General features: G+C 73.5%; 22 protein-coding genes. 17 read left to right on the top strand and 5 right to left on the bottom strand.

The annotated features are described in order from the left end of the window. Positions 1 to 13 precede the first annotated feature (13 nt). The 5 genes from folE to QUG93_RS12785 all read left to right on the top strand — a co-directional run bounded on the left by folE (position 14) and on the right by QUG93_RS12785 (position 3,787). Entirely contained in the window at positions 14 to 646 is a 633-nt protein-coding gene (gene folE, locus QUG93_RS12805; RefSeq protein WP_289474463.1) for a GTP cyclohydrolase I, read from the top strand. Then, positions 643 to 1,581: a dihydropteroate synthase gene (gene folP / locus QUG93_RS12800; protein WP_289474460.1), complete on the top strand. Its 939-nt coding sequence runs from the start codon at positions 643 to 645 to the stop codon at positions 1,579 to 1,581. Before folE ends, folP begins: the two co-directional genes overlap by 4 nt. Then, positions 1,578 to 2,318, top strand: a complete 741-nt coding sequence (locus tag QUG93_RS12795; protein ID WP_289474458.1) for a pyrimidine reductase family protein — start codon at positions 1,578 to 1,580, stop codon at positions 2,316 to 2,318. Before folP ends, QUG93_RS12795 begins: the two co-directional genes overlap by 4 nt. A gap of 157 nt (positions 2,319 to 2,475) precedes the next feature. Then, positions 2,476 to 3,129, top strand: coding sequence for an HAD-IA family hydrolase (locus QUG93_RS12790; protein ID WP_289474456.1), 654 nt, complete (start codon positions 2,476 to 2,478; stop codon positions 3,127 to 3,129). Positions 3,130 to 3,241: 112 nt separating this feature from the next. Beyond that, entirely contained in the window at positions 3,242 to 3,787 is a 546-nt protein-coding gene (locus tag QUG93_RS12785; RefSeq protein ID WP_289474454.1) for a type 1 glutamine amidotransferase domain-containing protein, read from the top strand. 119 nt (positions 3,788 to 3,906) lie between these two features. On the opposite strand, the gene QUG93_RS12780 is transcribed toward QUG93_RS12785, so the two are convergent. Then, positions 3,907 to 4,401, bottom strand: a complete 495-nt coding sequence (locus tag QUG93_RS12780; RefSeq protein ID WP_289474622.1) for a molybdenum cofactor biosysynthesis protein — start codon at positions 4,399 to 4,401, stop codon at positions 3,907 to 3,909. Between the two features lie 174 nt (positions 4,402 to 4,575). On the opposite strand from QUG93_RS12780, the gene QUG93_RS12775 reads away from it, so the two are divergent. From QUG93_RS12775 to QUG93_RS12755, 5 genes are all read left to right on the top strand, one after another. Beyond that, positions 4,576 to 6,180: a DNA-3-methyladenine glycosylase 2 family protein gene (locus QUG93_RS12775; RefSeq protein WP_289474453.1), complete on the top strand. Its 1,605-nt coding sequence runs from the start codon at positions 4,576 to 4,578 to the stop codon at positions 6,178 to 6,180. Further along, entirely contained in the window at positions 6,177 to 6,725 is a 549-nt protein-coding gene (locus tag QUG93_RS12770) for a methylated-DNA--[protein]-cysteine S-methyltransferase (RefSeq protein ID WP_289474452.1), read from the top strand. The genes QUG93_RS12775 and QUG93_RS12770 overlap by 4 nt, the downstream gene beginning before the upstream one ends. A gap of 182 nt (positions 6,726 to 6,907) precedes the next feature. Then, the gene (locus QUG93_RS12765) at positions 6,908 to 7,756 is read left to right on the top strand and encodes an alpha/beta fold hydrolase (protein WP_289474451.1); all 849 of its coding nucleotides are present in this window, start codon (positions 6,908 to 6,910) and stop codon (positions 7,754 to 7,756) included. 53 nt (positions 7,757 to 7,809) lie between these two features. Continuing rightward, positions 7,810 to 8,682 (top strand): HAD family hydrolase, encoded by an 873-nt coding sequence (locus tag QUG93_RS12760; RefSeq protein WP_289474449.1) that lies wholly within the window; start codon positions 7,810 to 7,812, stop codon positions 8,680 to 8,682. 166 nt (positions 8,683 to 8,848) lie between these two features. Next, entirely contained in the window at positions 8,849 to 10,324 is a 1,476-nt protein-coding gene (locus tag QUG93_RS12755) for an APC family permease (protein ID WP_289474448.1), read from the top strand. A 107-nt stretch (positions 10,325 to 10,431) separates the two neighbouring features. Here the strand turns inward: QUG93_RS12755 and QUG93_RS12750 are convergent, their stop codons facing one another. Continuing rightward, on the bottom strand, positions 10,432 to 11,517 hold the full coding sequence (locus tag QUG93_RS12750) for a LysE/ArgO family amino acid transporter (RefSeq protein ID WP_289474447.1): 1,086 nt from the start codon (positions 11,515 to 11,517) through the stop codon (positions 10,432 to 10,434). A 70-nt stretch (positions 11,518 to 11,587) separates the two neighbouring features. Here QUG93_RS12750 and QUG93_RS12745 point away from each other — a divergent pair, with 70 nt between their 5' ends. Beyond that, complete coding sequence (locus tag QUG93_RS12745; protein WP_289474445.1) at positions 11,588 to 12,511, top strand: LysR family transcriptional regulator ArgP; 924 nt, start codon at positions 11,588 to 11,590, stop codon at positions 12,509 to 12,511. A 12-nt stretch (positions 12,512 to 12,523) separates the two neighbouring features. Here the strand turns inward: QUG93_RS12745 and QUG93_RS12740 are convergent, their stop codons facing one another. Next, the gene (locus QUG93_RS12740) at positions 12,524 to 13,069 is read right to left on the bottom strand and encodes a TetR/AcrR family transcriptional regulator (protein WP_289474444.1); all 546 of its coding nucleotides are present in this window, start codon (positions 13,067 to 13,069) and stop codon (positions 12,524 to 12,526) included. Positions 13,070 to 13,224: 155 nt separating this feature from the next. Between QUG93_RS12740 and QUG93_RS12735 the strand changes: the two genes are divergently transcribed. The 5 genes from QUG93_RS12735 (at position 13,225) to QUG93_RS12715 (ending at position 20,057) form a co-directional block, all read left to right on the top strand. After that, positions 13,225 to 14,262, top strand: coding sequence for an aldo/keto reductase (locus QUG93_RS12735; RefSeq protein WP_289474442.1), 1,038 nt, complete (start codon positions 13,225 to 13,227; stop codon positions 14,260 to 14,262). Between the two features lie 437 nt (positions 14,263 to 14,699). Continuing rightward, positions 14,700 to 16,619, top strand: a complete 1,920-nt coding sequence (locus tag QUG93_RS12730; RefSeq protein ID WP_289474440.1) for a glycosyltransferase family 2 protein — start codon at positions 14,700 to 14,702, stop codon at positions 16,617 to 16,619. Beyond that, the gene (locus tag QUG93_RS12725; RefSeq protein WP_289474436.1) at positions 16,616 to 17,356 is read left to right on the top strand and encodes an efflux RND transporter periplasmic adaptor subunit; all 741 of its coding nucleotides are present in this window, start codon (positions 16,616 to 16,618) and stop codon (positions 17,354 to 17,356) included. The genes QUG93_RS12730 and QUG93_RS12725 overlap by 4 nt, the downstream gene beginning before the upstream one ends. Positions 17,357 to 17,359: 3 nt before the next feature. Then, the gene (locus QUG93_RS12720; protein WP_289474435.1) at positions 17,360 to 19,441 is read left to right on the top strand and encodes a glycosyl hydrolase; all 2,082 of its coding nucleotides are present in this window, start codon (positions 17,360 to 17,362) and stop codon (positions 19,439 to 19,441) included. 118 nt (positions 19,442 to 19,559) lie between these two features. Then, positions 19,560 to 20,057 carry a hypothetical protein gene (locus tag QUG93_RS12715; RefSeq protein WP_289474433.1) on the top strand — a complete coding sequence of 166 codons (498 nt, stop codon included), beginning with the start codon at positions 19,560 to 19,562 and terminating at the stop codon, positions 20,055 to 20,057. A gap of 43 nt (positions 20,058 to 20,100) precedes the next feature. On the opposite strand, the gene QUG93_RS12710 is transcribed toward QUG93_RS12715, so the two are convergent. Continuing rightward, positions 20,101 to 20,880 carry an Fpg/Nei family DNA glycosylase gene (locus QUG93_RS12710; protein ID WP_289474431.1) on the bottom strand — a complete coding sequence of 260 codons (780 nt, stop codon included), beginning with the start codon at positions 20,878 to 20,880 and terminating at the stop codon, positions 20,101 to 20,103. Positions 20,881 to 20,948: 68 nt separating this feature from the next. Next, positions 20,949 to 25,724, bottom strand: a complete 4,776-nt coding sequence (locus tag QUG93_RS12705) for an Lhr family ATP-dependent helicase (protein ID WP_289474429.1) — start codon at positions 25,722 to 25,724, stop codon at positions 20,949 to 20,951. Between the two features lie 149 nt (positions 25,725 to 25,873). Between QUG93_RS12705 and QUG93_RS12700 the strand changes: the two genes are divergently transcribed. Further along, complete coding sequence (locus tag QUG93_RS12700; RefSeq protein ID WP_289474428.1) at positions 25,874 to 26,551, top strand: PadR family transcriptional regulator; 678 nt, start codon at positions 25,874 to 25,876, stop codon at positions 26,549 to 26,551. Positions 26,552 to 26,708: the final 157 nt, after the last annotated feature.

Below are 26,708 nucleotides of genomic sequence, written 5' to 3'. Positions count from 1 at the left end.
GTTGGATGAGTGCGTGAACGAACGTCTGGACCGCGCGCGCATCGAAGCTGCCGTGCGCGAGCTCCTGGTCGCCGTCGGCGACGACCCCGACCGCCCCGAGCTCGAACGGACACCCGCTCGTGTGGCCGACTCGTACGCCGAGTTCTTCGCCGGCATGGGCGTCGACGCCACCGCGATCGCCCGTGCGGGAGCCGTGCACTCGGAGGACGGTGAGCGCGGGCAGCTCGTGGTCGTCCGGGACCTGCGGTTCCGTTCGATGTGCGAGCACCACCTGCTGCCGTTCATCGGGGTCGCGCACCTGGCCTACGCGCCTGGGGAGCAGCTCATCGGCCTCGGCACGCTGTCCCGCGTGCTGGACGCCGTGGCCTCGCGGCCGCAGCTGCAGGAGCGACTCGGTGAGCAGGTCGCGGAGGCCGTCGCCGAGGGGCTCGACGCCGCGGGCGTGCTCGTCGTGCTCGACGCCACCCACCAGTGCGTGACGACGCGCGGCGAACGGCAGTCCGGTTCGTCGACGGTGACCGTCGCGGCGACCGGGTCCCTGGCGGACGCGGCTGGCCGGGCCGAGGCGATCGCGCTCATCGGAGCCGGTGCCGGTGCTGCCGGTGCTGCCGCCGGTGCCGGGGCCGACCACGGGGCGGACGCATGACGACCGAGCAGCCGACCACGAGCCTCCCGACGGTGTCCTCCGCACCCGGCTGGGTCGTACCCGACCTGCGCGACCCGGTCCGCACCATCGGCCGTCGCACCTTCGACTTCGACCGACGCATCGCGGTCATGGCGATCGTGAACCGCACACCCGACTCGTTCCACGACAAGGGTGCGACCTTCGCCCTCGACCGCGCCGTCGAGGCTGCCGTCCGCGCCGCCGACCAGGGCGCCGACTGGGTCGACATCGGCGGGGTGAAGTTCGCGCCGGGCCCCGAGCTCTCGGCCGATGACGAGCTCGACCGCGTCCTGCCGGTGGTGTCGCAGCTCGCGCAGGAGTCGGACGTGGTGATCTCGGTCGACACCTTCCGGCCGGAGGTCGCCGCGGCGACGATCGCCGCGGGTGCCAGTGTCGTCAACGACACCACGGGCCTGTCCGACCCGCGGATGGCCGCCGTCGTCGCCGACTCCGACGCGACGATCGTCATCACGCACTCGATCGCCCCGCCGCGGCAGGAGCTGCCGGCGCCTCCGCAGTACGACGACGTGACGCGCTCCGTCGTCGACTTCCTGCGCGAGCGCGTCGACCGGGCGCTCGCCGCGGGGATCCCGGAGTCGCGGATCGTCGTCGACCCGGGGCACGACCTCAACAAGAACACCGTGCACACCCTCGAGCTGACCCGCCGGCTGCCCGAGGTCGTCGCGCTCGGGTACCCGGTGCTCGCAGCGGTGTCGAACAAGGACTTCGTGGGGGAGTCCCTCGGGCGCCCTCGCGGTTCACGCCTGTCGGGGTCGCTCGCCGCGGCGACCGTCAGCGCGATGCTCGGCGCCCGGATCGTCCGGATGCACGACGTCGTCGAGAGCGTCGACGCGATGCACATGGTCGAGGCCGTGCTCGGCTGGCGCGAACCACTGGAAGCGAGGCACAACACGTGAGACTCCTGCCCCCGTCCGTCGCGGACCTGACCGACGACGACCTGCTCGAGCTGTACACCGCGGACGTCGCCGACGGCCCGTGGCTGCGGGTGAACTTCGTCGCGACGCTCGACGGGTCGGCCTCGGCGTCCGGGCGCACGGCGTCGCTCGGCGGGGACGACGACCTGCGCGTGTTCGACCTGCTCCGCCGGGTCGCCGACGTCGTGCTCGTCGCCGCTGGGACCGTGCGCGCCGAGGAGTACGGCCCGATGGTGCTGCACGACGCGGATGTCGCGTGGCGCCGGGCGCACGGGATGCCGGACCACCCGGTGTTCGCGATCCTGACCGGCTCGGCGTCGCTCGACCCGGACTCGCGGGTGTTCACCGAGGCACCGGTGCGGCCGATCGTGCTGACGTCGGCGGATGCGACGGCGTCCTCGTCCGGCCGCGCCCTGGAGTCAGTGGCCGATGTGGTGGAGTGCGGCTCCTCATCGGTGGACATCGACGCCGTGCGGGACGCCCTGGCTGCGCGCGGACTCGGCCGGATCCACTGCGAGGGTGGCCCGTCGTTGCTCGGCTCCCTCGTCGCGGCGGACGCGGTCGACGAACTGACGCTGACCATCGACCCGTCGCTCGAGGGCGGCGAGGGGCCGCGGATCGCCGTGGGGTCGTCGCCGGAGCTGCGCCGGATGCGCCCGGCGCACGTGCTGCTCGGCGACGGGGGCGTCCTCCTGACCCGGTGGGTGCGCACGCGGTAGGGCAGCCGCGCCGTGCGCGGGCCGGCTCGGCCGCGAGACTCGGGCTGGGCGACCGTTCTCGCGCGCGTCGGCGCGAGAACGGTCGCTGGACGCGAGACTCGGAGCGGCCGGGGCTCGCCCGGCACCCCGCACGGTCCCGGGCGCTAGGGTCGGACGCGTGATCGACGTCGTGGTGTCCGGGGTCCTGTTCGACATGGACGGGACGCTCGTCGACTCGACAACGGTGGTCGAGGCGGCCTGGAGCCGGTTCGGCGCCGAGCACGGCATCGACCCCGTCGAGATCCTCGGCTTCTCGCACGGCCGGCAGACGATCGACACCGTGCAGCGCTTCCTGCCGCACCTGACGCCGGACGAGCAGCGCGTGATCGTCGACACGATGATCGCCGCCGAGATCGACTACACCGAGGGCATCGTCGAGGTGCCCGGTGCCGGTGCGTTCGTGCAGCGCCTGGTCGACGCCGGCGTCCCGGTCGCCCTCGTCACGAGCGCTCCCCGGGAACTCGCCGTCAAGCGGATGATCGCCGCGGGGGTCCCGGTGCCCGAGGCGCTCGTGCCGTCGGAGGACGCCGAGCGCAGCAAGCCGCACCCCGAGGGGTACCTCCGTGGCGCCGCCCTGCTCGGGGTCCCCGCCGAACGGTGCCTGGCGTTCGAGGACGCTCCCGCCGGGGTCGAAGCCGCCGTGGCCTCCGGTGCGACCACCGTCGTCGTCGGGATGCTCGAGGCGCCCGTCACCGAGGGGCTGCCGCGCATCGCGGGGTACGACGGGATCGACGTCACGCCCGAGGGGTCCGCTTTCCGCATCCGCGGCTGAGCGTCGCCTCCGGGCTGCGAACGTGCCCAGGCCGACGCGACGACCGTCGACCGTGCGGTCGGACCCTCGACCGCTGGTGCGGCCGGACGATCCCGGCCCGGAAGGAGCGACCATGGCAGCCCTCGACGGCAAGAAGATCCTCGTCATCGCGACGAACTACGGCGTGGAGCAGGACGAGATCGTCGTCCCCACCGAGCAGCTCCGCGAGCGCGGTGCCGACGTGACGGTCGCAGCGCAGGAGTCCGGTTCGATCGAGACCCTCGTCGGCGACAAGGACCCGGGCAAGACGGTGTCCGTAGACACCACCATCGCCAGTGTCAGCGGCGCGGGCGACCACGACGCGCTCGTCGTCCCCGGTGGTACCATCAACGCGGACACCATCCGCCAGGACTCGGACGCGGTCGCGCTCGTCAAGGCGTTCGCCGAGGCGGGCAAGCCCGTCGCAGCGATCTGCCACGGCCCGTGGACCCTCATCGAGGCCGGCGTGGTCGAGGGCAAGACGCTCACCTCGTTCCCCTCGCTGCAGACCGACGTGCGCAACGCCGGTGCCGAGTGGGTCGACCAGGAGGTCCAGGTCGACGGCGGCCTCATCACCTCCCGCAACCCCGACGACCTGCCGGCGTTCGTCGACGCGATCGAGCAGGCCCTGACCGCCTGACACCCGGCTCCCCGCCGCAACACGCAATGGAGGCGGTTCTCCGCAGCGCTGTACCGCTGCGAGGAACCGCCTTCGTTGCGTTTCGCGGTCGTGCGAGCGCGGGTCGTTGCCGCGGGGACTCAGCGCGCGACCGGCCGTGCCGTCCGGAGGACCGCGGGGCCGAGGGTGAGCACGCCGTCGGACTCCGGGTCGCAGCGCACCCCACCCAGCCCGCGCATCGCCCGGAACGCCCCCGGTGCCACCTCGTGGTCCATCCAGGCGCACGGGTTCGCGGGGCGGTACCCGCGGAACAGCACGGGCTCCTCGCCCGGGACCTGCAGCGAGAACGGCTCGCCCCGCAGTGCCTCGACGTCGGCACCGCGCAGGTACACGTTCCGCCGGGTCGCAGCGGGGTCGATCGTCGTGCCGAGAGCGTGCCCGACGGCGTCCAGCCCCTCGAGCCCGATCACCGTGACGGTGGCGTGCACATGCGCGCGGGCGGCGAAGTAGCGATCGCCGACGATCCCGAGGCCCGCACGGAGCTCGACCCGGTCGCGCAGCTCCGGACCGTCGGCGGGGAGCGCCCCGTCCGCCGGACGCCCCTCGTAGCGGTGTCGCGGGGACACGAGCAGCATCGCGACCTCGACGTCCGTGCGGTAGGGCAGCTCGCCGGGGCCGGCCACGTCGTCGACGGAGGTCACGGGTCCACGGTAGTCGCGCCTCCCGGCCGCGCCCGCCCCCGGGACGCCGCCCGCTACCGTGTCCGATTCCCGCCAGTGCCTGTCGGTCGCCCGTGCCAGGCTGGCCGCGTGACGCACCCCGCCCCGTACGACGCCGACCCCGGCCAGCAGCGCGACGAGCTGCACGCCGAGCGCTACCGCGCCGTGGCCTCGCGGGACGCCCGCTTCGACGGCCAGTTCGTCACCGCCGTGCACTCCACCGGCATCTACTGCCGCCCGAGCTGCCCCGCCCGCACCCCGCGCACCGAGGGCGTCACCTTCTACCGCACGAGCGCCGCCGCCCACCTGGCCGGGTTCCGGGCGTGCAAGCGCTGCCTGCCCGAGGCGACCCCCGGCAGCCCGGAGTGGGACCTGCGCGAGGACGTCGCCGGCCGCGCTGTCCGACTCGTCCTCGACGGGGTGGTCGAGCGCGAGGGGGTCCCAGGCCTCGCCGCCCGTGTCGGCTACTCCGAACGGCAGCTGAACCGCATCATGACCGAGGAGCTCGGTGCCGGCCCGAAGGCGCTGAGCCGCGCGCACCGCGCGCAGACGGCCCGGACGCTCCTCACCTCGTCGGACCTGCCCGTCGCGGACGTCGCGTTCGCCGCCGGCTTCGCGAGCGTCCGACAGTTCAACGACACCGTCCGCGAGGTCTTCGCCCTCACCCCGACCGAGCTCCGCGCACGCCGGGCCCCGGGGCCCGGCCTGCGGCCTGCGGACGACGGCTGGCTGCACGTCCACCTGCCCGCCCGCGCCCCGTTCGACCTGCAGGGGCTGCTCGACTGGCACGCACTGCACGCCCTGCCCCGGCTCGAGCACGTCGAGCGGGACGGGACGGGTCGGGTCACCGCGTACGGTCGCCTGCTCACCCTGCCGGGAGGCCCGGCCCGCTTCACCGCCTCGGCCCCCGTCCCCGGCACGGCCGGCTCGGGCGCGGGGCGCGCCGGGGTCGCCCTCCGCGTCCGGCTCACCTCGCTCTCCGACCTGCCGACGCTCGTGGCGCGGGTCCGGGCCCTGTTCGACCTCGACGCCGACCCCGAGGCGGTCGACGCCGTCCTGGCCGCCGACCCGCTCCTCGCGCCGGCGGTCGCCCGGGTGCCGGGCATCCGGCTGCCGGGCGCGGTCGACGCGCACGAGGTGGTGTTCCGGACCCTGATCGGACAGCAGGTCTCGGTGGCCGCTGCCCGCACCGCCCAGACCCGGCTCGTGGCCGCGCTCGGCGAGCCCGTCGACCCGGCGCTCGCGGCGGACGGCCTGCTCTTCCCGACGGCGGCGACGATCGCGGCTCGGGGACACGAGGTGCTGCGGGGCCCGGCCGCCCGTGTGGACACGATCCTGCGGGTCGCCGGCATGCTCGCCGACGGGTCGCTCGTCGTCGACGCCGGGCAGTCGCTCGCGGACCTCCGCGCCGGTCTCCTCGCGGTCAAGGGCATCGGACCGTGGACCGCCGACTACGTCGCACTCCGGGTCCGGCACCACCCGGACGTGTTCCTGCACAGCGACCTCGCCGTGCGGAACGGTGCACAGGAACTCGGGCTGCCCGGTGGGGCGCGCGAGCTCTCCCTACGGTCGGAGCAGACGGCTCCGTGGCGGAGCTACCTGACGATGCACTGCTGGCGTCCGATCGTCGACCGCGCGAGCGCGGCGGCCGAGGCGGCGGCTGCCACCACGACCCACCAGGAGGACGAACGATGACCGGAGCGACGACGCGGACGATGCTCGACGGCACACCGACGGCGACCATGCAGACGCTGGACACCCCCGACGGGCCCTTCACCGTGCTCGAGGACACGGAGGGGCGGGTCCTCGCCTCGGGCTGGACGGACGACACCGCGCGGCTGCTCGCACGCCTGGCCGACCGGCACCGGCCCGAGCACGTGACGGTGGGTCGGGTCGCCGCTGCCGAGGCGGTCGACGCGTACTACGCGGGCGAGGTCGAGCACGCGATGCAGGTGCCGGTCCGCCAGCACGGCACCGAGCTCTTCACCGAGGGGTGGCAGCAGCTCCGGGCGATCCCGGCCGGCACGGTGCTCACGTACACGGAGCTCGCGGCGGCGATGGGCCGACCGGACGCCGTGCGCGCGGCGGCGAGCGTCTGCGCTCGGAACGCCCCGGCGCTCTTCGTGCCGTGCCACCGGGTGCTCCGCTCCGACGGCACGCTCGGAGGGTTCGCGTGGGGGCTCGACGTCAAGCGTTCCCTGCTCGAGCGGGAGTCGGTGGGGGTCACCGCGCTCGTGTGACGTGGCGGCCGCGGCGGGTACGGGCACCGGCACGCGCATCGCACGGGCACAGGGAACGTGGAGCGCTCCCCCTGGTTGCGGGTGGTGACGTGCCGAGGTCCGACTGTCATGCTCTGGGTACCGACCCGCACGGTCCCTCCGAGGAGCCGACGCAGCGCCGTCGCACCACCTCGTGAGGACCCATGCACGCAGACCAGCACGCACCGCCCGGCGGTCCGGACGACCACCTCGACCGCACCGTGGTGTCGACCGACGGTACCCCGCTGGCGGTCGCCGAGGCCGGGTCGGGGTCGGCCCTCGTCGTGGTCGGCGGCGCCTGGGACCACCACGGCACGCCGGCGGTCGACAAGGTCGTCGCGGCCCTGCGCGACCGCTACCGCGTCGTCACGTACGACCGGCGCGGTCGTGGTGCGAGCGGTGACACCGCTCCGTGGTCGATCGAGCGCGAGGTCGAGGACCTCGCCGCGGTCGTCGACTCCGTCGACGGCCCGGTCGACGCGGTCGGCTCGTGCGTCGGTGCGGGCGTCGTGCTCCGTGGGCTCGCTGCCGGGGTGCCGTTCGGTCGCGCCGTGCTCTGGGAACCGCCCTACCGTGCCACCGTCGACCCGCACGGCGACGACGTCCTGTTCGCCGACTTCCTCGACGGGCACGTCGCCGCGGGTCGTCGGGCGCAGGCGGTGCGCGCCTTCCTCGCACAGGTGCTCGGTGTCCCCATCCCGTACATCACGGCTGCACGGCTCAAGCCCGGGCTGTGGCGGGCGCTCCTCGCCGACGCCCACGTGCTCTCGCGGGACGTCCGCGTGCTCAACGGCCTGTCCGTGCCCGAGCGGATGGCCGCGTCCGTCGGGGTGCCGGTCCTGGTGGCATCGGGCGACAAGGGGCCGGCGTGGATGCACGCCGCGGCGGCCGCGGTGGCCGATGCGGTGCCCGGCTCGCGGCACCTCGTCGTCCCCGGCCAGGGGCACGTGCCCGACGCTCGAGTGCTCCGGCAGCTCGTCGACCGCTTCTCCGGGGTGCCGGCCACCGAGTGACGCCGGCCGCACACCGGTGCCGCGGTGCGCGACGGGTGCGAGAGGATGGAGCCGTGACTGCTCCCCGCCTCGGTCTCCTGCTCGACGTCGACGGCCCCATCGCCAGCCCGGTGACCCGGACGATCGCGATCCCGTCCATCGTGGCGGACCTCGTCGCGCTCGCCGCCGAGGGGATCCCGATCGTCTTCAACACCGGTCGGAGTGACGCGTTCATCCGGCAGGAGGTCGTCGGACCCCTCCTCGAGGGCGGCCTCGCAGCCGGCGGCCGGGTGCACGCGGTGTGCGAGAAGGGCGCCGTCTGGTGCTCGATCGGCCCGCAGTACGACGGCGGCATGAGCGACCTGACCATCGCCGAGGACCTCGCCCTGCCCCGCGACTACGCCGACGAGATGCGCGAGCTGGTCCGTGACGAGTACGCGGACCTGGTGTTCTTCGACGAGACGAAGCACGCGATGGTGTCGATCGAGCAGCGCGTCGAGGTGCCGAACAGCACGTACCTGGCGCGTCAGGCCGAGTTCGACGCGAAGGCGGTCGCCGCGCTCGAGCGCCGCGGCCTCGGTGTCCGTCGGCTCGACGACGTGCGGCCGGACGCCGACGGCGCGGTGCAGTGGCGCGTCGACCCGACGATCATCTCCACCGACGTCGAGTCCGACCGGTCGGGCAAGGACATGGGTGCCGAGCGCGCCCTCGAGCTGCTCGCGCAGGACGGGGAACTCCCGGTGACGTGGCGGACCGTCGGGGACTCCCGGAGCGACTACGCGATGGCGGACTGGCTGCACGCCAACGGGCACGACGTCGCGCACGTGGACGTCCGCCCGGTCGACGGCGTGCCGGAGACGCCGTACCCGGTGCTCACCGCTCCCGAGGGCGTCATCCACGACGAGGCGGGCGCGCGCTTCCTGGCGGACTGGCGCCGCGGGGCCTGAGCCGCACCGCGGCGCAGGCGAGCCCGCATGACGGGCCGGCGCCGCGCCTCCCGTTCGGCCGTCACCGCGCATCCCACCCCGCCGCTGGTACGCCACCGTTTGCGAGCCGGGGTGGTACACCAGTACCCTCACGGGGTCCACCGCCAGCCGATGACGGGAACCCCCCATGGCATCACCGCTCCGCATCAAGTCGATCGAGGCCTCCCTCGCCGACTCCGAGGAGAAGGGCCGCTCGCTCAAGCGGTCCCTCAAGACGTTCGACATCGCCGCGATGGGCATCGCGGTCGCCGTGGGTGCCGGCATCTTCTCGGTCGGCGCGAACGCCGCCGCGAACTTCGCCGGACCGAGCGTCATCATCTCGTTCCTGCTCGCCGCCGTCACGTGCGGCCTGGCGATCATGTGCTACGCCGAGTTCGCGTCCACGATCCCGGTGGCCGGCTCCGCGTACACCTTCACGTACGCCACGATGGGCGAGCTGCTCGCGTGGATCGTCGGGTGGGACCTCATCCTCGAGACCCTCACCGCGAGCGCCGTCATCGCGAAGTACTGGGGCATCTACCTGAGCACCGCGTTCGGGGTGTTCGGCGTCGACCTGCCCTCGACGATCCAGCTCGGCCCGATCGGCTTCACCTGGGGTCCGGTGCTCATCGTCGGTGTGTTCACCGTGCTGTTGGCGTTCGGCACGCGCCTGTCGTCCCGCGTCTCGGCCGTCATCACGGTCATCAAGGTCGCGATCGTCGTCTTCGTCATCGTCGCCGGCGCCTTCTTCGTCAAGGCCGCGAACTTCACGCCCTTCGTCCCGCCGGCCGAGGCCTCGAAGGGTGCCGAGGGTGGCGTGCTGACGCAGTCGCTCGTCTCCTTCGTCACCGGCCAGGCCCCCGCGCAGTACGGCGTCTTCGGGCTGCTCGCCGCAGCGTCGCTGGTCTTCTTCGCGTTCATCGGCTTCGACGTCGTCGCGACCAGCGCCGAGGAGACCGAGAACCCGCAGAAGACCCTGCCGCGCGGCATCTTCATCGGCCTCGGCATCGTGACCCTGCTCTACGTGGGCGTCAGCATCGTCATCACCGGCATGGTGTCGTACCAGCGGCTCGCCGAGGAGGACGCGCCGTCCCTCGCCTCGGCGTTCAAGATCGTCGGGCTGCCGTGGGCTGCGGGCATCATCGCGATCGGCTCGCTCATCGGTCTCACCACCGTCGTCATGGTGCTGCTGCTCGGCCTGTCCCGCATCGTGTTCTCGATGAGCCGCGACGGCCTGCTGCCCCGCTGGTTCTCGAAGACCAACCCGAAGACGCAGACCCCCGTCCGTGTGCAGGTCGTCGCGGGTGTGATCGTCGCCTTCATCGCCGGGTTCACCGCGGTCGACAAGCTCGAGGGCATGATCAACATCGGGACGCTCTCGGCGTTCGTGCTCGTGTCGATCGGCATCGTGGTGCTCCGCAAGACCCGTCCGGACGCCCCGCGGGCCTTCCGGGTGCCGTGGGTGCCGGTGCTGCCGATCCTGTCCGCGGTGCTGTGCTTCTGGCTGATGCTCAACCTCGAGGTCGAGACCTGGCTGCGCTTCATCGTCTGGCTGGCGATCGGCTTCGCGATCTACTTCGGCTACAGCCGCCGGCACAGCCGGGTGGGTCAGGGCCTGCAGTAGCGGCGCTCGGTTCCCCGCCCCCGCCCCGCCCCGGAACCAGGTTCCGGACACAGCACCACGGTCTTCCGTGGTGCTGTGTCCGTTCCGCGGTGCCGTCGGGTGCTCGCCTACGCGCCGACGGCCAGGGCGATGCCGAACGACAGCATCACGACGGCGACCAAGCCGTCGAACACCCGCCAGGTCAGCGGCTTCGCGAACAGCGGTCGGAGCAGCCGCCCGCCGAACCCGAGCGCTCCGAACCACAGGCAGCTCGCCGCGACCGCGCCGATCGTCCACCACCACCGGTCGTCGACCCCCTGCTGGTTCGCCACCGACCCGAGGAACACGAGCGTGTCCAGGTACACGTGCGGGTTCGCCCACGTGAAGACGAGCATCGTGAGGACGGCCGCCCGCATGGTCGGGACGACGGGTCCGGGCGTCGCGGTGCGGCCGGCCGGCTCGCTGCGGCCGGGAGGCGCGGTGCGGCCGGCCGGCTCGCTGCGGCCGGGAGGCGCGGTGCGCGTCCGCCCCGCCGCCGTCGCCACGCCGGTGGTCGAGTCGACCGCCGTGGTCGCCCCCGCCGCGTCGTGCTGCATCGCCACGTCGTCGTGCTGCGCCGCCACGTCGTCGCGCTGCGTCGCCGCGCCGGCGTGCTGTGTCGCCACGTCGTCGCGCTGCGTCGCCGTGTCGCGCTGCACCGCTGCGTCCCGTTCCGCCGCGTGGTGCTGCGCCGCCGTGTCGCGCTCCGCGCCGACGTCGCACCCCGTCACGGACGTCGCGCCCCGCTGCGCCTGGGCGCGACCTGCGTGCGGGGGTGCGATGGCCTCGGCCGGTCCGGGCCCGCCCGTCGCGGAGCCCGGCACGGCCCCCGGCACCCCGTCGTCGTCGGCCGTCCGGTCGACCAGCATCGCGTCCCCCGACGGCCGCAGTGCCCGACGGGCGGCCAGCAGCCCGTAGACCACGAGGAACGCCGCGCCCACGAAGCGCACGACCACGAGCGCCACCGGGAACCGCTCGACGACGACCCCGACGCCGAGCACCCCGGCCAGGATGAGCACGGCGTCGGAGACCGCGCAGACCACCACGGCGGCGGTCACGACCCGGACCGGGGCGCTCACCGCGAGTCGGAGCAGGTAGGTGTTCTGCACGCCGATCGCGACGATCAGGGCGAGGCCGGTACCGAGTCCGGCGAGCAGGGGGAGCAGTGCGGTCACGGTCCGACGCTACGGAGCACGTGCACATGCAGTCCAGCTCACGTTCCTTCGGTGCCGTAAGCTCCGCTGCATGCTCCGACTGCAGCGGGACCACCTCGAGACCCTGCTCGCCGCGGTCGACCACGGGACGCTCGACGCCGCTGCCCGTGCCCTCGCGATCACCCCGTCGGCGGTCTCGCAGCGGATCAAGGCGATGGAGCAGCAGCTCGGACGGGTCCTCCTGCAGCGCACGACACCGGTCTCCCCGACGGCCGACGGCGAGGTCGTGCTCCGCCACGCCCGCCAGGCGCGGCTGCTCGACGACGAGACCGCAAGGGCGCTCGGTGCGGCCGCGGGGACGGACGCCGCCACGGCGGTGCCGTCCATCCCGCTCGCCGTGAACGCGGACTCGCTCGGCACGTGGTTCCTCGACGCCCTCGCCCTCGTGCGTGCGGACACCGAGGTCGTGTTCGACCTGCACCGCGAGGACCAGGAGCGGACCGCCGAGCTCCTGCGCGCCGGCACCGTCATGGCGGCGGTGACGGCCGAGGCCGATCCCGTGCAGGGCTGCTCGTCCGTACCGCTCGGCGTCGACCGGTACCGGGCGGTGGCGTCGCCCGCCTTCGTGGACCGCTACCTCGTCGGCGCGGACACCGAGCGGCGGATGACGGCACGGCTCGACACGGTCCCGCTCGTGGACTACGACCGCGACGACGACCTGCAGCAGGGCTACCTCCGCCGCGTCCTCGGCCACGCGCCGCGCGGTCCGCGGCACTTCGTCCCGACCTCGGCGGACTTCGCCCGCGCGGTCTCGCTCGGCTTCGGCTGGGGGATGCTGCCCGAGGCACAGTGCCTCGAGGGCCTGCGGACGGGTGCGTTCGTCGAGCTCACGCCGGGGCGTCGTGCGGACGTGGCGCTGTGGTGGCAGCGGTGGAACCTGGCGTCACCGCTGCTCGAACACGTGACCGACGCGGTCCGGACGACCGCGCGGGACCGACTGCACCAGCCCGCCTGACCGCGAGCGGCGTCAGGCGGTGGCGCGGAAGCGCAGCCCGTCGACGAGCAGCCCGACCAGTCGCTGGCTCTGCTCGGCGGTCGGGGCCCCGTGGCACAGGTCGGCGACCGCCCGGAGCAGCTGGGTGGCGTCGAGGTCGTTGCGGATCGTCCCCGCGGCCGACGCGGCGTCGAGCAGCCCCGTCAGCGCGCCGCCGAGGCGGTCGAGGAAGTACGGGTGCAGTCCCTCGAACGCCGGATCGCCGGACTGCAGTGCGGCCGCGAGTCCCCGTTTGGTGGCGACGAACCCCGTGAACCGCTGGAGCCAGAGCGCGAGTGCCTCGTCCGGCTCGTGGTCGGCGCTGAGTTCGTCGGCGGCGTCCGCGCAGGCCTCGACGGCCTGGTGGAACACCGCGACGACGAGGTCGGACCGCTGCGGGAAGTGCCGGTAGAGCGTCCCGACGCCCACACCGGCCCGATCGGCGACCACCTTTGCGGGGACGTCCACGCCCTGGTCGGCGAAGACCTCGCGGGCGGCGTCGACGAGTGCGTCGAGGTTGCGGCGGGCGTCGGCGCGCACGGGTGCTCCGTCCGGATCGGGTGCTCGGGCCGTGACCGGACACGAGCAGGGGTTGCGGAAACGGAAAGCCGTTCCGTATTCTTCCGGAAGAGCGTTCCACTTCGGGCCAGACTACGGCACCGGGCCACGGGACGCCACCGACAGGAGGCACCACCATGCAGTACCGCACGCTCGGCCGCACCGGCATCCAGGTCAGCCCCTTCGCGCTCGGCGCCATGATGCTCGGCACCGACGGCAGCATCGGGAACGGCGACGAGCAGGACTCGGTCCGCATCGTCCACCGCGCCCTCGACGCCGGGATCAACCTCATCGACACGGCGGACCGCTACTCCCAGGGCGGGTCCGAACGGCTCGTCGGCAAGGCGATCAAGGGTCGACGGGACGACGTCGTCCTCGCCACCAAGTTCAACGGGCCGATGGGCGAGGACCCCAACCGCCGCGGCAACTCCCGCCGCTGGATCACGACCGCGGTCGAGGACTCGCTCCGACGGCTGCAGACCGACCACATCGACCTGTACCAGGCACACCGCCCGGACGACACCGTCGACCTCGAGGAGACGCTGTCCGCCCTGACCGACCTGGTGCGCAGCGGCAAGGTCCGTGCGATCGGCTCGTCGGACTTCCCGGCGTCGATGCAGGTCGAGGCACAGTGGACCTCGGAGCGCCGGGGCCTCGAGCGCTTCCGGTCGGAGCAGCCGACCTACTCGATCCTCAGCCGGGGCATCGAGCGGGAGGTGCTCCCCGTCGCCCAGCGGTACGGCATGGGGACGCTCGTCTGGAGTCCCCTCGCCGGGGGCATGCTGACCGGCCGGTTCCGCCGCGGGCAGCAGAGCGACCTGGCCCGTGGCGGCATGTTCCGGCACGACCAGGACGAGCGACGGATCGACGCCGTCGAGCAGGTCGTGGCGCTCTCCGAGGAGACCGGCATCCCCATGACCCACCTGGCCCTGGCGTTCGTGACCGCGCACCCCGGCGTCACGAGCGCGCTCATCGGTCCGCGTTCGATGGAGCAACTCGACGACCTGCTCGCCGGCGCTGACGTCGTGCTGTCGGACGAGGTCCTGGACCGCATCGACGCGATCGTCCCGCCGGGCACCGACGTCACCCGGCTCGACCAGCAGTACCAGCCCCCGGCGCTCCTCCGGCCCGAGCTCCGTCGCCGCCCGCTCGCCGACCGGCCCGCCGTCGCCTGACCGCTCGCACCGTCCGACGAGGGCGGTCACCCGCAGCCGGACACCGTCTCGGGCGACCGCTCTCGTGGCCGTACCGCGCAGGTCACGACGACGGACACGTCCGTGCGGGAAACCGCAGAAAGCGGCGCTTCCTTGCCGAGTTCACACGTTCGCAATCCGGGTCGCACCGCCTCGTCGTAGTGTCACGATGACCGACGGCGACGGGCCGTCGCCGCACGACCGCACACGACACCGAACACCGCGACCGCACCCTCGGTCGCGAACCACCGCGACCGCACCCTCGGTCGCCTCCTCCGGCGCAGGATCCCTGGTCCTGCGCCGAGCCGGACCTCCTGGTTCGGAACCATGTCGCCACAGTCGCCGACGCCCGTCTCGCGACCCGCCGGCGTCCCTGCCTGCGGGCCGCGAGCATCTCCCGACCCGAACAGGAGACCGCCTTGTCCGCACCCACGGACGTCCGTCGATCGCGCCCGGACGCCAGCACACCGCCCTACCGACGGAACTCCCCGCCGCAGTCACCCGACGTCGCACACCTCGTGCCGGCCCCGGGCGCCCAGCAGCCGATCCCGCAGCAGCTCACCCTGCGCGACCGCGACCGGGTCCGCCGACGTCGCTCGACCGAGCAGGTCCCGCACGTGCGCCCCCGGTCGGAGAGCCGCGCGCACAGCCCCGTGATGGTGCTCATCGTCCTCGTCGCGACGCTCGGCGTCATGGCCTACGCGGTGTTCCTGCTCGACCCGGCGAACCGCGGCGACTTCCTGCCGTACGGCCTGGTGATCGTGGCCGAGAGCGTGCTCGTCGGGCAGGCCCTGCTGTCGATGTGGACGATCCTGTCCGGCGGTGCCGACCCCCGCGACTTCGCGTTCCACCACACGCAGGACACCCTGTTCGACCGCGACGCCGTCGCCCGCGACGGGCTCACGGACGAGCCGCACCGCTGGCCGATGCACGTCCGCGGCCAGCAGGTCGTGGTCGACGTGTTCGTCACCGTCTACGGCGAGGAGCTCGCGAAGATCGCCGCGACCGTGCGTGCAGCCGTCGCGATGCGCGGCGAGCACCGCACGTGGGTGCTCGACGACGGTCGGAGCGACGAGGTGCAGGCGCTCGCGGCCGAGCTCGGCGCCCGGTACGTCCGCCGCCTGTCGTCCCACGGCGCCAAGGCGGGCAACATCAACCACGCCCTGACCCTGGCGAAGGGCGACTACTACGCGGTGTTCGACGCCGACTTCGTGCCGGAGCAGGACTTCCTGTTCGAGACGGTCCCGTTCTTCGCCGACGACGCCATCGCGTTCGTGCAGACCCCGCAGACCTACGGCAACCTGCACAACCTCGTCTCGCGCGGCGCCGGCTACATGCAGACGGTGTTCTACAAGTTCATCCAGCCCGGTCGCAACCGCTTCAACGCGGCGTTCTGCGTCGGCACGAACGTCATCTTCCGCCGCAGCGCGATCGACGACATCGGCGGCATGCACACCGACTCGAAGTCCGAGGACGTCTGGACCAGCCTGATGCTCCACGAGCGCGGCTGGAAGTCGGTCTTCATCCCGATGACCCTGGCGGTCGGCGATGCCCCGGAGACCATCGAGGGCTTCACGAAGCAGCAGCTGCGCTGGGCGACCGGTGGGTTCGAGATCCTGCTGACGCACTTCCCGTTCAACCCGAAGCACAAGCTGACGATGGACCAGCGCCTGCAGTACCTGGTCACCGCGAGCTTCTACCTGACGGGCATCGTGCCCGGCCTGCTGCTCCTCGTGCCGCCGCTCGAGATCTACTTCGACCTGCGCCCGATGAACCTGTCGATCGGCGCCGGCGAGTGGGTGCTGTTCTACCTCGGCTTCTACCTCATGCAGGTCGTGCTCGCGTTCTACGCCCTCGGCTCGTTCCGGTACGAGACGCTGCTGCTCGCGGCCGTGTCCTTCCCGATCTACGCCAGCGCCCTCTGGAACGTCCTGTGCGGCAAGGAGCAGGCCTGGCACGTCACCGGCGCGGACCGCGGCCGGACACCCTCGCCGTTCAACTTCATCGTGCCGCAGGTGCTCGTCTTCGTGTTCCTCACCCTGACGAGCGTGGTGGCGGTGTGGCGTGACCTCGGCAACGGGCAGTTCACCCTGGCGACCGCGTGGAACATCACGAACACGCTGGTCTTCGCGGCGTTCATCGTCGCCGCCTTCCGCGAGCAGGCCCGCAACCGCGTCGCCGACCGCCAGCGTGCCCACGGCCACGCGGTCCGGCCGACCGCCCCGCTCGCGCAGGCACCGGTCAGCCCGGTCCGGACGACCGTCGTCCGGCCCGACACCCTCGAACCCCAGCGCGCCGCGATCACCGGTGCCTCGATGCAGGACGGACGCCGCGCATGACCTGGACCAACCGACTCCGACTCCTCGGCGGCCTGGTGGTCGTCCTGGTGATCGTCGCCGCGTGCACGCTCGTCTTCAACCAGCGCCAGAGCGCCGTGGCGAGCACCTCGGCTGCGATCGCGGCGCAGGAGTACGCCGTGGGCACCGACTACGGCGGGACCGTGACCGAGGAGTACGTCGAGGAGGGCGACTCCGTGAAGAAGGGGGACGAGCTCCTGCAGGTGCAGAGCCTCCAGCTCGCCCAGGACATCCGCAAGGGCGTCGTCGGCGCGGACACGCAGACGAGCGCCTACGACATCGGCAAGGACGGGTTCATCACGTTCAAGGCCGAGGTCTCCGGCACGGTGGCGAAGATCGACGTGAAGACCGGCGGCTACGTGCAGGCCGGTTCCGAGCTGGGCACCATCCACAAGGAGGACAGCCTGTTCGTCACCTCGAGCTTCACCGTCTCCGCTCGCGACTACGGGCGCATCCAGAACGGTGCCGAGGTCGAGCTGCGCCTGCCCGACGACCGCACCATCACCGGTCGCGTGCAGAGCGTGAGCGTGCAGACGAACGACGACGGCCAGGCGAAGACCACCGTCGACGTCGAGAGCCCCGAGTTGTCCGCGTCGCCGTCGTCCGGCATCACGAGCCCCGGCACCCCCGTGGACGCGACGCTGCACCTGCGCGACGACGGCACGCTCGCCGGCGTCACCGACGCCGTCCGCGACTTCTCGCGGCAGATCGGGCTGTAGCCGGTGCGCGACCCCCTCCGGGCCGCAGGCCGCCCTGCGGACCGCCGCCGTGCCTCCCGTCCGCTGCTGCTGGTCCCGGTGCTGACGGTCGTCGCCCTGCTGGCGACCGCCTGCTCCGGGCCGGGAGGCACGGTGCAGCCGACCCCGTCGGCCAGCGCCACCGACACGGCCGCCTCCGTCGACGTGGCGGCCCAGACCCGCGCGGTCACCGCCCTGGGCACGGTGGCGTCGTCGACCGGCGGCACGATGCGCCTGGCGACGGGCCTGACCCCGCCGACGAACCGCTGGTTCTCCGGCCTGGTCTTCGGGCCGGCCCCGCAGCCGGTGTTCCCGACCCCGATCTCGTGGCAGGTGACGGGGCGCGGCTTCGCCGCCGGGCTGCCCGTCGTCAGCGCGACCGAGAAGACCATCGCCGGCGGTGCCGTGCAGCAGGTCGGGTTCACCCTCGGCGCCACGAGCACCCTCGTGTCGGCGTACGACGCCGTCTCGGTGACGGTCGAGCACCGCGCGGGCAGCACGGTCCTCGGCCACTCGGTCATCGCCGAGGGATCGCCGCTGGTGACCTACACGGCCGCCCGTGACGGCAAGCTGTCGGCGACCGTGCCGGTGGTGCGGACCGGCGACGGCACCGCGACCATGACCGGTGGCGGTCGGACGTGGCAGGTCGTCGTCCGTGACGGCACGATCGCGGCGAGCGGTGTCACGCTGCGTCGCGGTGGCTCCGTCGTGCTCCTCCCGACTCCCGACGGCGCCTCGTCGAAGCAGGTGGCGGCCCTCGTCGCCGCCGCACGGCCGCTCACCGGCGCGACCCTGGCGCGCAGCGCGTCGGGCGGTGCGCAGCGGACCACGCTGTCGTACGCCTTCCGTGGCGGGGCCGGCGTGCTCGTGCCGCAGCCGGGGCAGGGGACGAGCGGCCTCACGTGCACCGGTCTGCGCTACGCGACGATCCAGGGATCCGCCCCGGTGTGCACCGGGACGGCACTGCGCTTCGCGGTCGACACCGTCACGCCGTCCGACCGCCTGGACCTGTCCGGGCTGACCTCGGCCCAGCGCAGCACGCTCGCAGCACAGGTGCGCAAGGACGCCGCGCGCGTCGACGCGTCGTCGTACGCGGCGGACAGCTACGGCGGGGGCAAGGACCTGTACCGCGTCGCGTCCCTGTACCGCCTGGCGGTAGCACTGCGCCTCGACGCGCAGGCGTCGGCGCTGAAGACCTCGATCGTCGCCGAGCTCGACCAGTGGTTCGACCCGGCCGGCTGCGGCGGGCGCACCGCGCGGTGCTTCGCCTACGACCCGACGGTGAAGGGGCTCGTCGGACAGCAGGCGTCGTTCGGCTCCGACGAGTTCAACGACCACCACTTCCACTACGGCTACGTCCTGTCCGCCGCTGCGATGGTCGCGGACGGCGACGCGTCCCTGGTGCAGCGGTGGCGGACCGTCGCCGACCTGGTGGCGTCGGACATCGCCTCGCCCACCGCGACCGCGTCGTTCCCGGCGCTCCGCGTCTACGACCCGTACGCGCAGCACTCCTGGGCGTCCGGGTACTCGCCCTTCGCCGACGGCAACAACCAGGAGTCGTCGTCCGAGGCCGTGTCCGCCTGGAACGGCGTCGCACGCTGGGGCGCGGTCTCCGGCTCGTCGTCCCTGCGCTCCGTCGGCACGTGGCTGCTCTCCAACGAGGCCGCATCGGCGCAGCGCGACGTCCTCGACCCGGACCTGTCGGCGTTCCCGGGGTTCACGCACCGGGTGGTCTCGCTGACCTGGGGCGGCAAGCGTGACCACGCGACGTGGTTCAGCGCGGCGGCGGCGGCCCCCGCCGGGATCGAGCTCATCCCGATGCCGGCGATGGCGGGCGCGTACGTCGGTGCCGGCGGGCGGAAGCAGGTCCAGCGGGTGCTGGCCGAGGCCGTGCCGAACGGGCGCTACGACGTGCAGTTCGGGGACTACCTGCTCATGTACCGGGCGCTCGGCGGGAAGGCGGACGCGGCGACGGCCCTGCGTGCGGCGCAGCAGTTGCCCGACGCGGTGATCGACTCGGCGAACACGCGGTCGTACCTGCTCGCGTGGATCATGACGCGGGCGTAGCCACAGCGGTCCCCTCCCGCGCGGGTGGCGCGCTGCCTCCGGGCAGTCGCGCCGCCCGCCGTTCGCTTCCCGGACGCCCTGGGGCACTCCACGGGCACCGCGGCCTACCGTCCACTGCATGACCACGCGAGCCAAGACCGCCACCGCGCTCCTCGGCGCAGCCACCCTCGCCCTCCTGCTGACGGCGTGCGACCCCGGCGGAGCCCAGAACATCGACCCGGTCGGCAAGGTACCCGGTGACGAGGAGCAGACACGGTCCGCGGACTGTGCGGTCGCCTCGAGCAACGCCGTCGACGCCATCGGCACCGCGGTCGGTCCGCACGACACCACCGAGTTCGCGAACGTCGCGGAGGGCGACGGCGGCTGGTACCTCGCGGCGTCGATCGTGCCGTCGGACAGCAAGGACGCGAACGACGACGAGGTCACGATCTGGGCGACCACGACGGACCCGACGAACGACGGGTGGAAGGGCACCATCTACGCGGTGAACGACACCGCCAAGGAAGCGACCGCGGACGAGTCGAAGTCGGCGTCGCCGGCGCCGAGCGCGTTCAGCGCCGACTCCGATGCCGCGAAGCGCGCCGAGAGCTGCGTCGTCGAGGCTGCCGACCGCTGAGCAGCTGCGCCGCCGGCCGCTGGGCCGCCGAGCCGTCGGCTGCTCAGCTCTGGCAGCGTGGGCACCAGTAGGTGTCCCGAAGGGTGAGCTCGGAATCGCCGAGCTCACCCCGCCGCACCGGTGTGCCGCAGCGCAGGCACGGCTTGCCCGCCCGGCCGTAGACCCAGAACCGCCGTCCCGGCCGATCCACCCCGGTCGTCACGCGGTTGCTCCGGTCGCGGTTCATGGTGATGAGCCGGTGTGCGAGCGCGACCACCCGCGCCGGGTCCTGCACCTGCCCGACGGGCCGCGTGGGCAGCACGCCCCGCAGGAAGCAGAGCTCGTTGCGGTACACGTTGCCCAGGCCCGCGAGCACCCGCTGGTCGAGCAGCGCGAGGCCGATCGGCCGCTCCGGGTCCGCCGTCAGGTTCGCCTGCGCGACGTCGGCGTCCCAGTCCGGACCGAGCAGGTCGGGGCCGAGGTGGCCCACCACCTCGGACTCCTCGTCGCGCGGGACGACCTCGAGCACCCCGAGGGTGAACCCGACGGTCGAGACGTCGGCCGCGTCGAGCACCACGCGTGCCTGGTGCGCCGGCCGACGCCAGCGCTCACCCGGCGCGTAGACGTCCCACCGGCCCTCCATCTTGAGGTGTGAGTGCACGGTCAGGTCGCCGATGCGGTGCAGCAGGTGCTTGCCACGCGGCACGACCTCGTCCACGGTGCGACCGACCAGGTCGAGCGTCGCGAACGCCGGCACGCGGAAGTCCGACCTGGTGAGCACCTTGCCCGCGAGCGCGGTGTGCAGGCGCCGGGCAGCGCGGAAGACGGTGTCACCCTCGGGCACGGCGCACCTCCGTCCGTCGACGCGTCACCGCACCGACCGCACCGGACGGCCGGGAGGCCCTGGTCGCCTCAGACACGCAGCCGCAGTCCCTGCGGGGTCGCGGTGAACCCCGCCTCGCGCAGCGCCGATCCGAGGGGCGTCTCGAGCACGAAGTCGCCGTCGACGCGCTCGACGGCGAGCTTCCGCAGGCCGCTGCGCACGACCGCGGCGATGGAGCGCGCCGCGACCGCGAGGTCCGCCGGGTCCTCGGTGAAGGTCAGCACCGACTTGCCGCCGCGCTCGACGTAGACGGCGAGTCGCCCGTCGACCGTCGTGACGAGCGCCCCGGCCTTCCGTCCCGGCCGGTGTCCGCGCCCGGTCGTGGTCGTCGTCGGCGCCGGCTCGGACCCGTCCTCCGCGGCGGGGTCGACGGGTGCGTCGTCGGACGGCCACGGGAGCGCGGCGCCGTAGGGGTTGGCCGGGTCGGTCGCGGCGAGCGTCAGCGCCTGGCGCTCCCGGTCCGGGTCGGCGCGCTCGTCGTCGTCGAGGTCCCGCGCGAACGTGCGGAGCCGGTCGATGGTCGGTCCGGTCGCGAACTGCGCCGCGCCGAGCCCCTCGACGAAGTACCCGCGGCGCGCGCGACCGGACTCCTCGAAGCGGCTGAGCACCCGGTAGACCCCGGCGAAGCCGCCGCGGACGCCCTCGACCTGCACCGCGCCGCGCGTGACGACGCCGTACCGTTCGAGCAGCTGCTCCGCGGTCGCCGCGGCGCGCAGGGTCGAGTCGGACTCCGCCAGCGGCAGGATCGACCAGCGCCCGCCGACCGACGGCGGCCCGGACTGCGACGGCAGCGTCGGACGACGGCGACCGCGGTACGCCCGGGCACGTGGTGCGCTCGTGGACTTCGCCTTGCCGCCGAGCATCGCCCGGAGCGGGGCGAACGTGTCGTTCGTGATCTGCCCGGCCCACACCAGGTCCCAGAGCGCCGTCGTCAGCGCCTGGTCGTCGGTGCTGCCGACCGCCTGGCCGAGCTGCCGGAAGAAGTACGCGCCGCCGCCGGCCAGGGCACCGAGCACGTCGCGTTGGAGCTCGGTGGTCTCGTCGCCGGCGGGTTCGGCCAGGGTCGTCGACGCCGTCTCGGCCAGGTGCAGCCGCACCCAACCGTCGTTGCCCGGCAGGGTGCCGCCCCCGGACCAGAGGACCTCGCCGGTCGCGGTGAGCTCGTCGAGCATGCTCGTCGAGTAGTCGGTCACGCGCGACGGCAGCACGAGGGTCTCCCACGCGCTCGCGGGCAGGGCGACCCCGGCGAGCTGGTCGATGACCTGCAGGACACCGTCGACCCCGCGCAGCCCACCGCGGGTGCCGGGGGCCTGGACGTGCTGCCACGCGGGCAGGAACCGGGCGAGGGCGTCGGGGGCCACCGGTTCGACCTCGTGCCGGAGGGCTGCGAGCGACTTCGTGCGGATGCGACGCAGGACCTCGGCGTCGCACCACTCCGCACCCTGGCGGTCCGGACGGAACTCGCCCTCGACCACGCGGCGGTCGGCGACGAGCCGACGCAGGGTGTCCTGCACCACGGCGACGCCGAGCCCCAGGCGCGTCGCGGCCTCCTGCGCCGAGAAGGGCCCGTGCGAGCGGGCGTACCGGCCGACCAGGTCGCCGAGCGGGTCGGCGACGGGTTCGACGAAGGCGGTGGGGACGCCGATCGGCAGGGGGACGCCCAGGGCGTCGCGGAGCCGGGAGGCGTCCTCGATGACGGCCCAGCGGGTGCTGCCGCCCTGCGAGAACGACAGCACGCGGCGGTCGCGCTCGAGGGTCTCGAGTGCGGCGCGCACGGTCTCGGCAGCGGCAGGGATCGCCACGCCGCCACCGCCACCGGCACCGGCCGGGTCGGCGCCGGTGGCGTCGGGGTCCTCGGGCGGGGTGCCCGCCAGCCAGCTCCGCTCGACGACCTCGGAGAGTTCGAGCGCGCCGACCAGCCGCAGCACGTCGACGATGCCCTCGACGTCACGCGCGCGACGGTCCGGCGAGAGCCGCTGCAGGTCGCGCTCGACGGACGCGATGACGGTGGGGTCGAGCAGCTCGCGCAGCTCCGCGCGGCCCAGCAGCTCGCCGAGCAGCGTCGAGTCGAGCGACAGTGCCGCCGCCCGACGCTCGGCGAGCGGGGAGTCGCCCTCGTACATGAAGGCCGCGACGTACCCGAACAGGATCGACCGCGCGAACGGCGAGGGCTGCTCGGTCTCGCGCTCGACCAGACGGATGCGTCGCTCGGCGATCTGGTCCGAGATCCCGAGCAGGGCCGGCACGTCGTAGACGTCCTGCAGGACCTCGCGCACGGTCTCGAGCACGATCGGGAACGTCGGGTACTTCCGCGCGACCTCGAGCAGCTGCGACGCCCGCTGGCGCTGCTGCCAGAGCGGGGACCGCTGCCCGGGGTTCCGGCGTGGCAGGAGGAGCGCACGTGCGGCGCACTCACGGAACCGCGCGGCGAACAGCGCCGAACCCCCGACCTCGTCGGTGACGAGTGCCTCGAGGTCGTCGCGCTCGAAGACGAACAGGTCGGCACCGGGCGGCTCGGCGTCGGTCTCCGGGATCCGGACGACGATGCCGTCGTCCGCCGCCATGGCGTCACCGTCGATGCCGTGCCGTTCGCGCAGGCGCGCACCGACCGCCAGGGCCCAGGGCGCGTGCACCTGCATGCCGTACGGCGAGTGCAGGATGAGCCGCCAGTCGCCGAGCTCGTCGCGGAAGCGCTCGACCACGAGCGTCGTGTCGTTCGGCACGTGCCCGGTGGCCGCGCGTTGGTCGCGCAGGAAGGTCAGCAGGTTCGTCACGGCACGCTCGTCGAGGCCACCGGAGGCAACACGGGCGCGGGCGTCGTCGTCGGACGCGGCGTCGACCTCGCGCACGAACGCCCCGGTCGCGCGGCCGAGCTCGGCGGGCCGGCCGATGCCGTCGCCCTTCCAGAACGGCACGCGTCCGGGTTGCCCGAACGCCGGGCTGACGATCACCCGGTCGTGCGTGATCTCCTCGATCCGCCAGCTCGTGGCGCCGAGCGCGAAGACGTCGCCGACGCGGGACTCGTAGACCATCTCCTCGTCGAGCTCGCCGACGCGCGATGCCTTCTCGCCGACCATGAACACGCCGAACATGCCGCGGTCGGGGATGGTGCCGCCGCTCGTCACCGCGAGCCGCTGCGCCCCCGGCCGGCCGGTCAGGGTGCCGTGCACGCGGTCCCACACCAGCCGCGGCCGGAGCTCGGCGAACTCGTCGCTCGGGTACCGTCCGGTCACCAGGTCGAGCGTCGCCTCGAACGCGGAGCGCGGCAGCGAGCTGAACGGGGCGCTGCGACGGACCAGCTCGAACCAGTGCTCGACGTCGACGGTGTCGATCGCCCCGGCCGCCACGGTGTGCTGCGCGAGGACGTCGAGCGGGTTCGCGGGCACCGAGATCGACTCGATCTGCCCGGACACCATGCGCTCGACCGTGACCGCGCTGTTCACCAGGTCGGCGCGGTGCTTCGGGAAGAGCACGCCGCGGGAGATCTCGCCCACCTGGTGGCCGGCGCGGCCGACGCGCTGCAGGCCGCTGGCGACCGAGGGCGGTGCCTCGACCTGCACGACCAGGTCGACCTCGCCCATGTCGATGCCGAGCTCGAGCGAGCTGGTGGCCACCACGCACCGCAGCCGTCCGGACTTCAGGTCGTCCTCGATGATCGCACGCTGGTCCTTCGACACGGACCCGTGGTGGGCGCGCGCGAGCACCGGGACGGCCGGGTCGGACCCGCCGCCCTCGGTCTGTCCGGACTGCCCGACCACCTGCGCCGGCGGCCGCTTCGGCTGCGCGACCGGCGCGTGCGCGGAGGCCCGGCCCGGGGACTGCGTGACCGGTCCGGCACCGACGGCGGCGACCTCGGCCGCGGGTGCCTCGACGGCGGCGAGCACGCGTTCCTCGTGGATCTCGTTGAGCCGGGCGGTCAGGCGCTCGGCCAGTCGCCGCGAGTTCGCGAACACGATCGTCGACCGGTGTTCCTCGATCAGGTCGACGACCCGTTCCTCGACGTGGGGCCAGATCGACCCGTTCGTCGGCGACTCGGTCGCGTCGGCCCCGACGGGCGGCGCGCCGAGCTCGGTCATGTCGTCGACGGGCACGACGACGCGCAGGTCGAAGGTCTTCTGCGCCGGCGGGGCGATGATCGTCACCGGCGCCCGACCGCCGAGGAAGCGTGCGACCTCTTCCGCGGGGCGCACCGTGGCGGACAGCCCGATGCGCTGCACGGGCTTCTCGAGCAGGTCGTCGAGCCGCTCGAGCGACACGGCCAGGTGGGCGCCGCGCTTGGACGAGGCGACCGCGTGCACCTCGTCCACGATGACGGTGTCGACGTTCACCAGGGTCTCGCGGGCGCTCGACGTCAGCATCAGGTACAGCGACTCGGGCGTGGTGATGAGGATGTCCGGCGGCTGTCGGAGCAGACGCTGTCGGTCGGACGAGGGGGTGTCGCCGCTCCGCACGCCCACCGTGACCTCGGGCGGCTCGGTGCCGAGACGCCGCGCGGTCTGCGTGATGCCGACGAGCGGGCTGCGCAGGTTCCGCTCGACGTCGACGCCGAGCGCCTTGAGCGGGGAGACGTAGAGCACGCGTGTGCGTTGCTTCGCCGGCGGCCGGTCCGTGGCGCTGATGAGCCGGTCGATCGACCACAGGAACGAGGCCAGGGTCTTGCCCGAGCCCGTCGGGGCGATCACGAGCGCGTGCTGCCCGGTCGACACCGCGTCCCAGGCCCCGGCCTGGGCGGCGGTCGGTGCGGGGAACGCGCCGCGGAACCACTCCGCGGTCGCGGGGGAGAAGCGCTCGAGGACGTCCGTCATGGTCCGTCCCATCCTGCCCGGTGCCACCGACAGCGGTCCCGGCAGACGTACCCCTTGACGAAGCGACATGTAGCGATCTATCGTTACTGCATCGCGATACGCACGAACGGATCGCGAGCCCACGTCACCACCGACAGGAAGGAGTCATCATGCGCCCCTCGTACGATGACCTCGACAGCACCACGCCCCGCCGCGGCCCCCGCGGCACCGGTCCGCGCGGCCCCCGCTTCGGCGGCGCGCGGCAGCACCACGGCCACGGGTTCCCCGGCCGTGACCGCGGCGACCACGACCACGGCGGGCGCGGCGGCTTCGGCCCCGGGCCCGGCGGACGCGGCTTCGGCCCGGGCTTCGGCGCCGGCTTCGGCGGCGGCCCCGGCTTCGGCCGCGAGCGCCGTCGCCGCGGCGACGTCCGTCTCGCGATCCTCGGCCTGCTGGCCGAGGGTCCGCAGAACGGCTACGCCGTGATCAAGACCATCGCCGAACGCACCGGTGGCGCCTGGAAGCCGAGCCCCGGCTCGGTCTACCCGACGTTCCAGCAGCTCGTCGACGAGGACCTCGTCGTCTCGACGGGCGACGGCCGCAAGACGCTCTTCGAGCTCACCGAGGCCGGACGGGCCGAGGCCGAGTCGAAGGCCGACGAGATCGCGGCCGCCTTCGACGCCGCCCCCGGCATGCCGGACACGCAGCGCGCGTTCGTCGAGGCGTTCCGCAAGACGATGGGCGTGCTGCACGTCTACCGCTCGAACGCGGACGACGAGCAGACGAAGGCCGCCACCGCGAAGATCGACCAGCTCCGTAAGGACCTGCTGCAGATCCTCGCCGACTAGCGGGTCGGGGGGGGCGGCCCCCCGGGGCGGCCCCCGGCCCGGGACGGCGGGGAGGCCCGGGGCGGGCCCGCCACGGGCCACCCGTCCGCCGTGTGGTCGCGGCTCAGGCGGTCCGGCCCTTCTCGTCGACCAGCGAGTACAGGCTGAGCACGTTGCC

Origin of the sequence: Curtobacterium caseinilyticum, assembly GCF_030363035.1 — a bacterium.
Lineage (GTDB): Bacteria > Actinomycetota > Actinomycetes > Actinomycetales > Microbacteriaceae > Curtobacterium > Curtobacterium caseinilyticum.
Note: the sequence above shows the minus strand (reverse complement) of the source record. Positions and strands in the feature narration are given on the sequence as shown.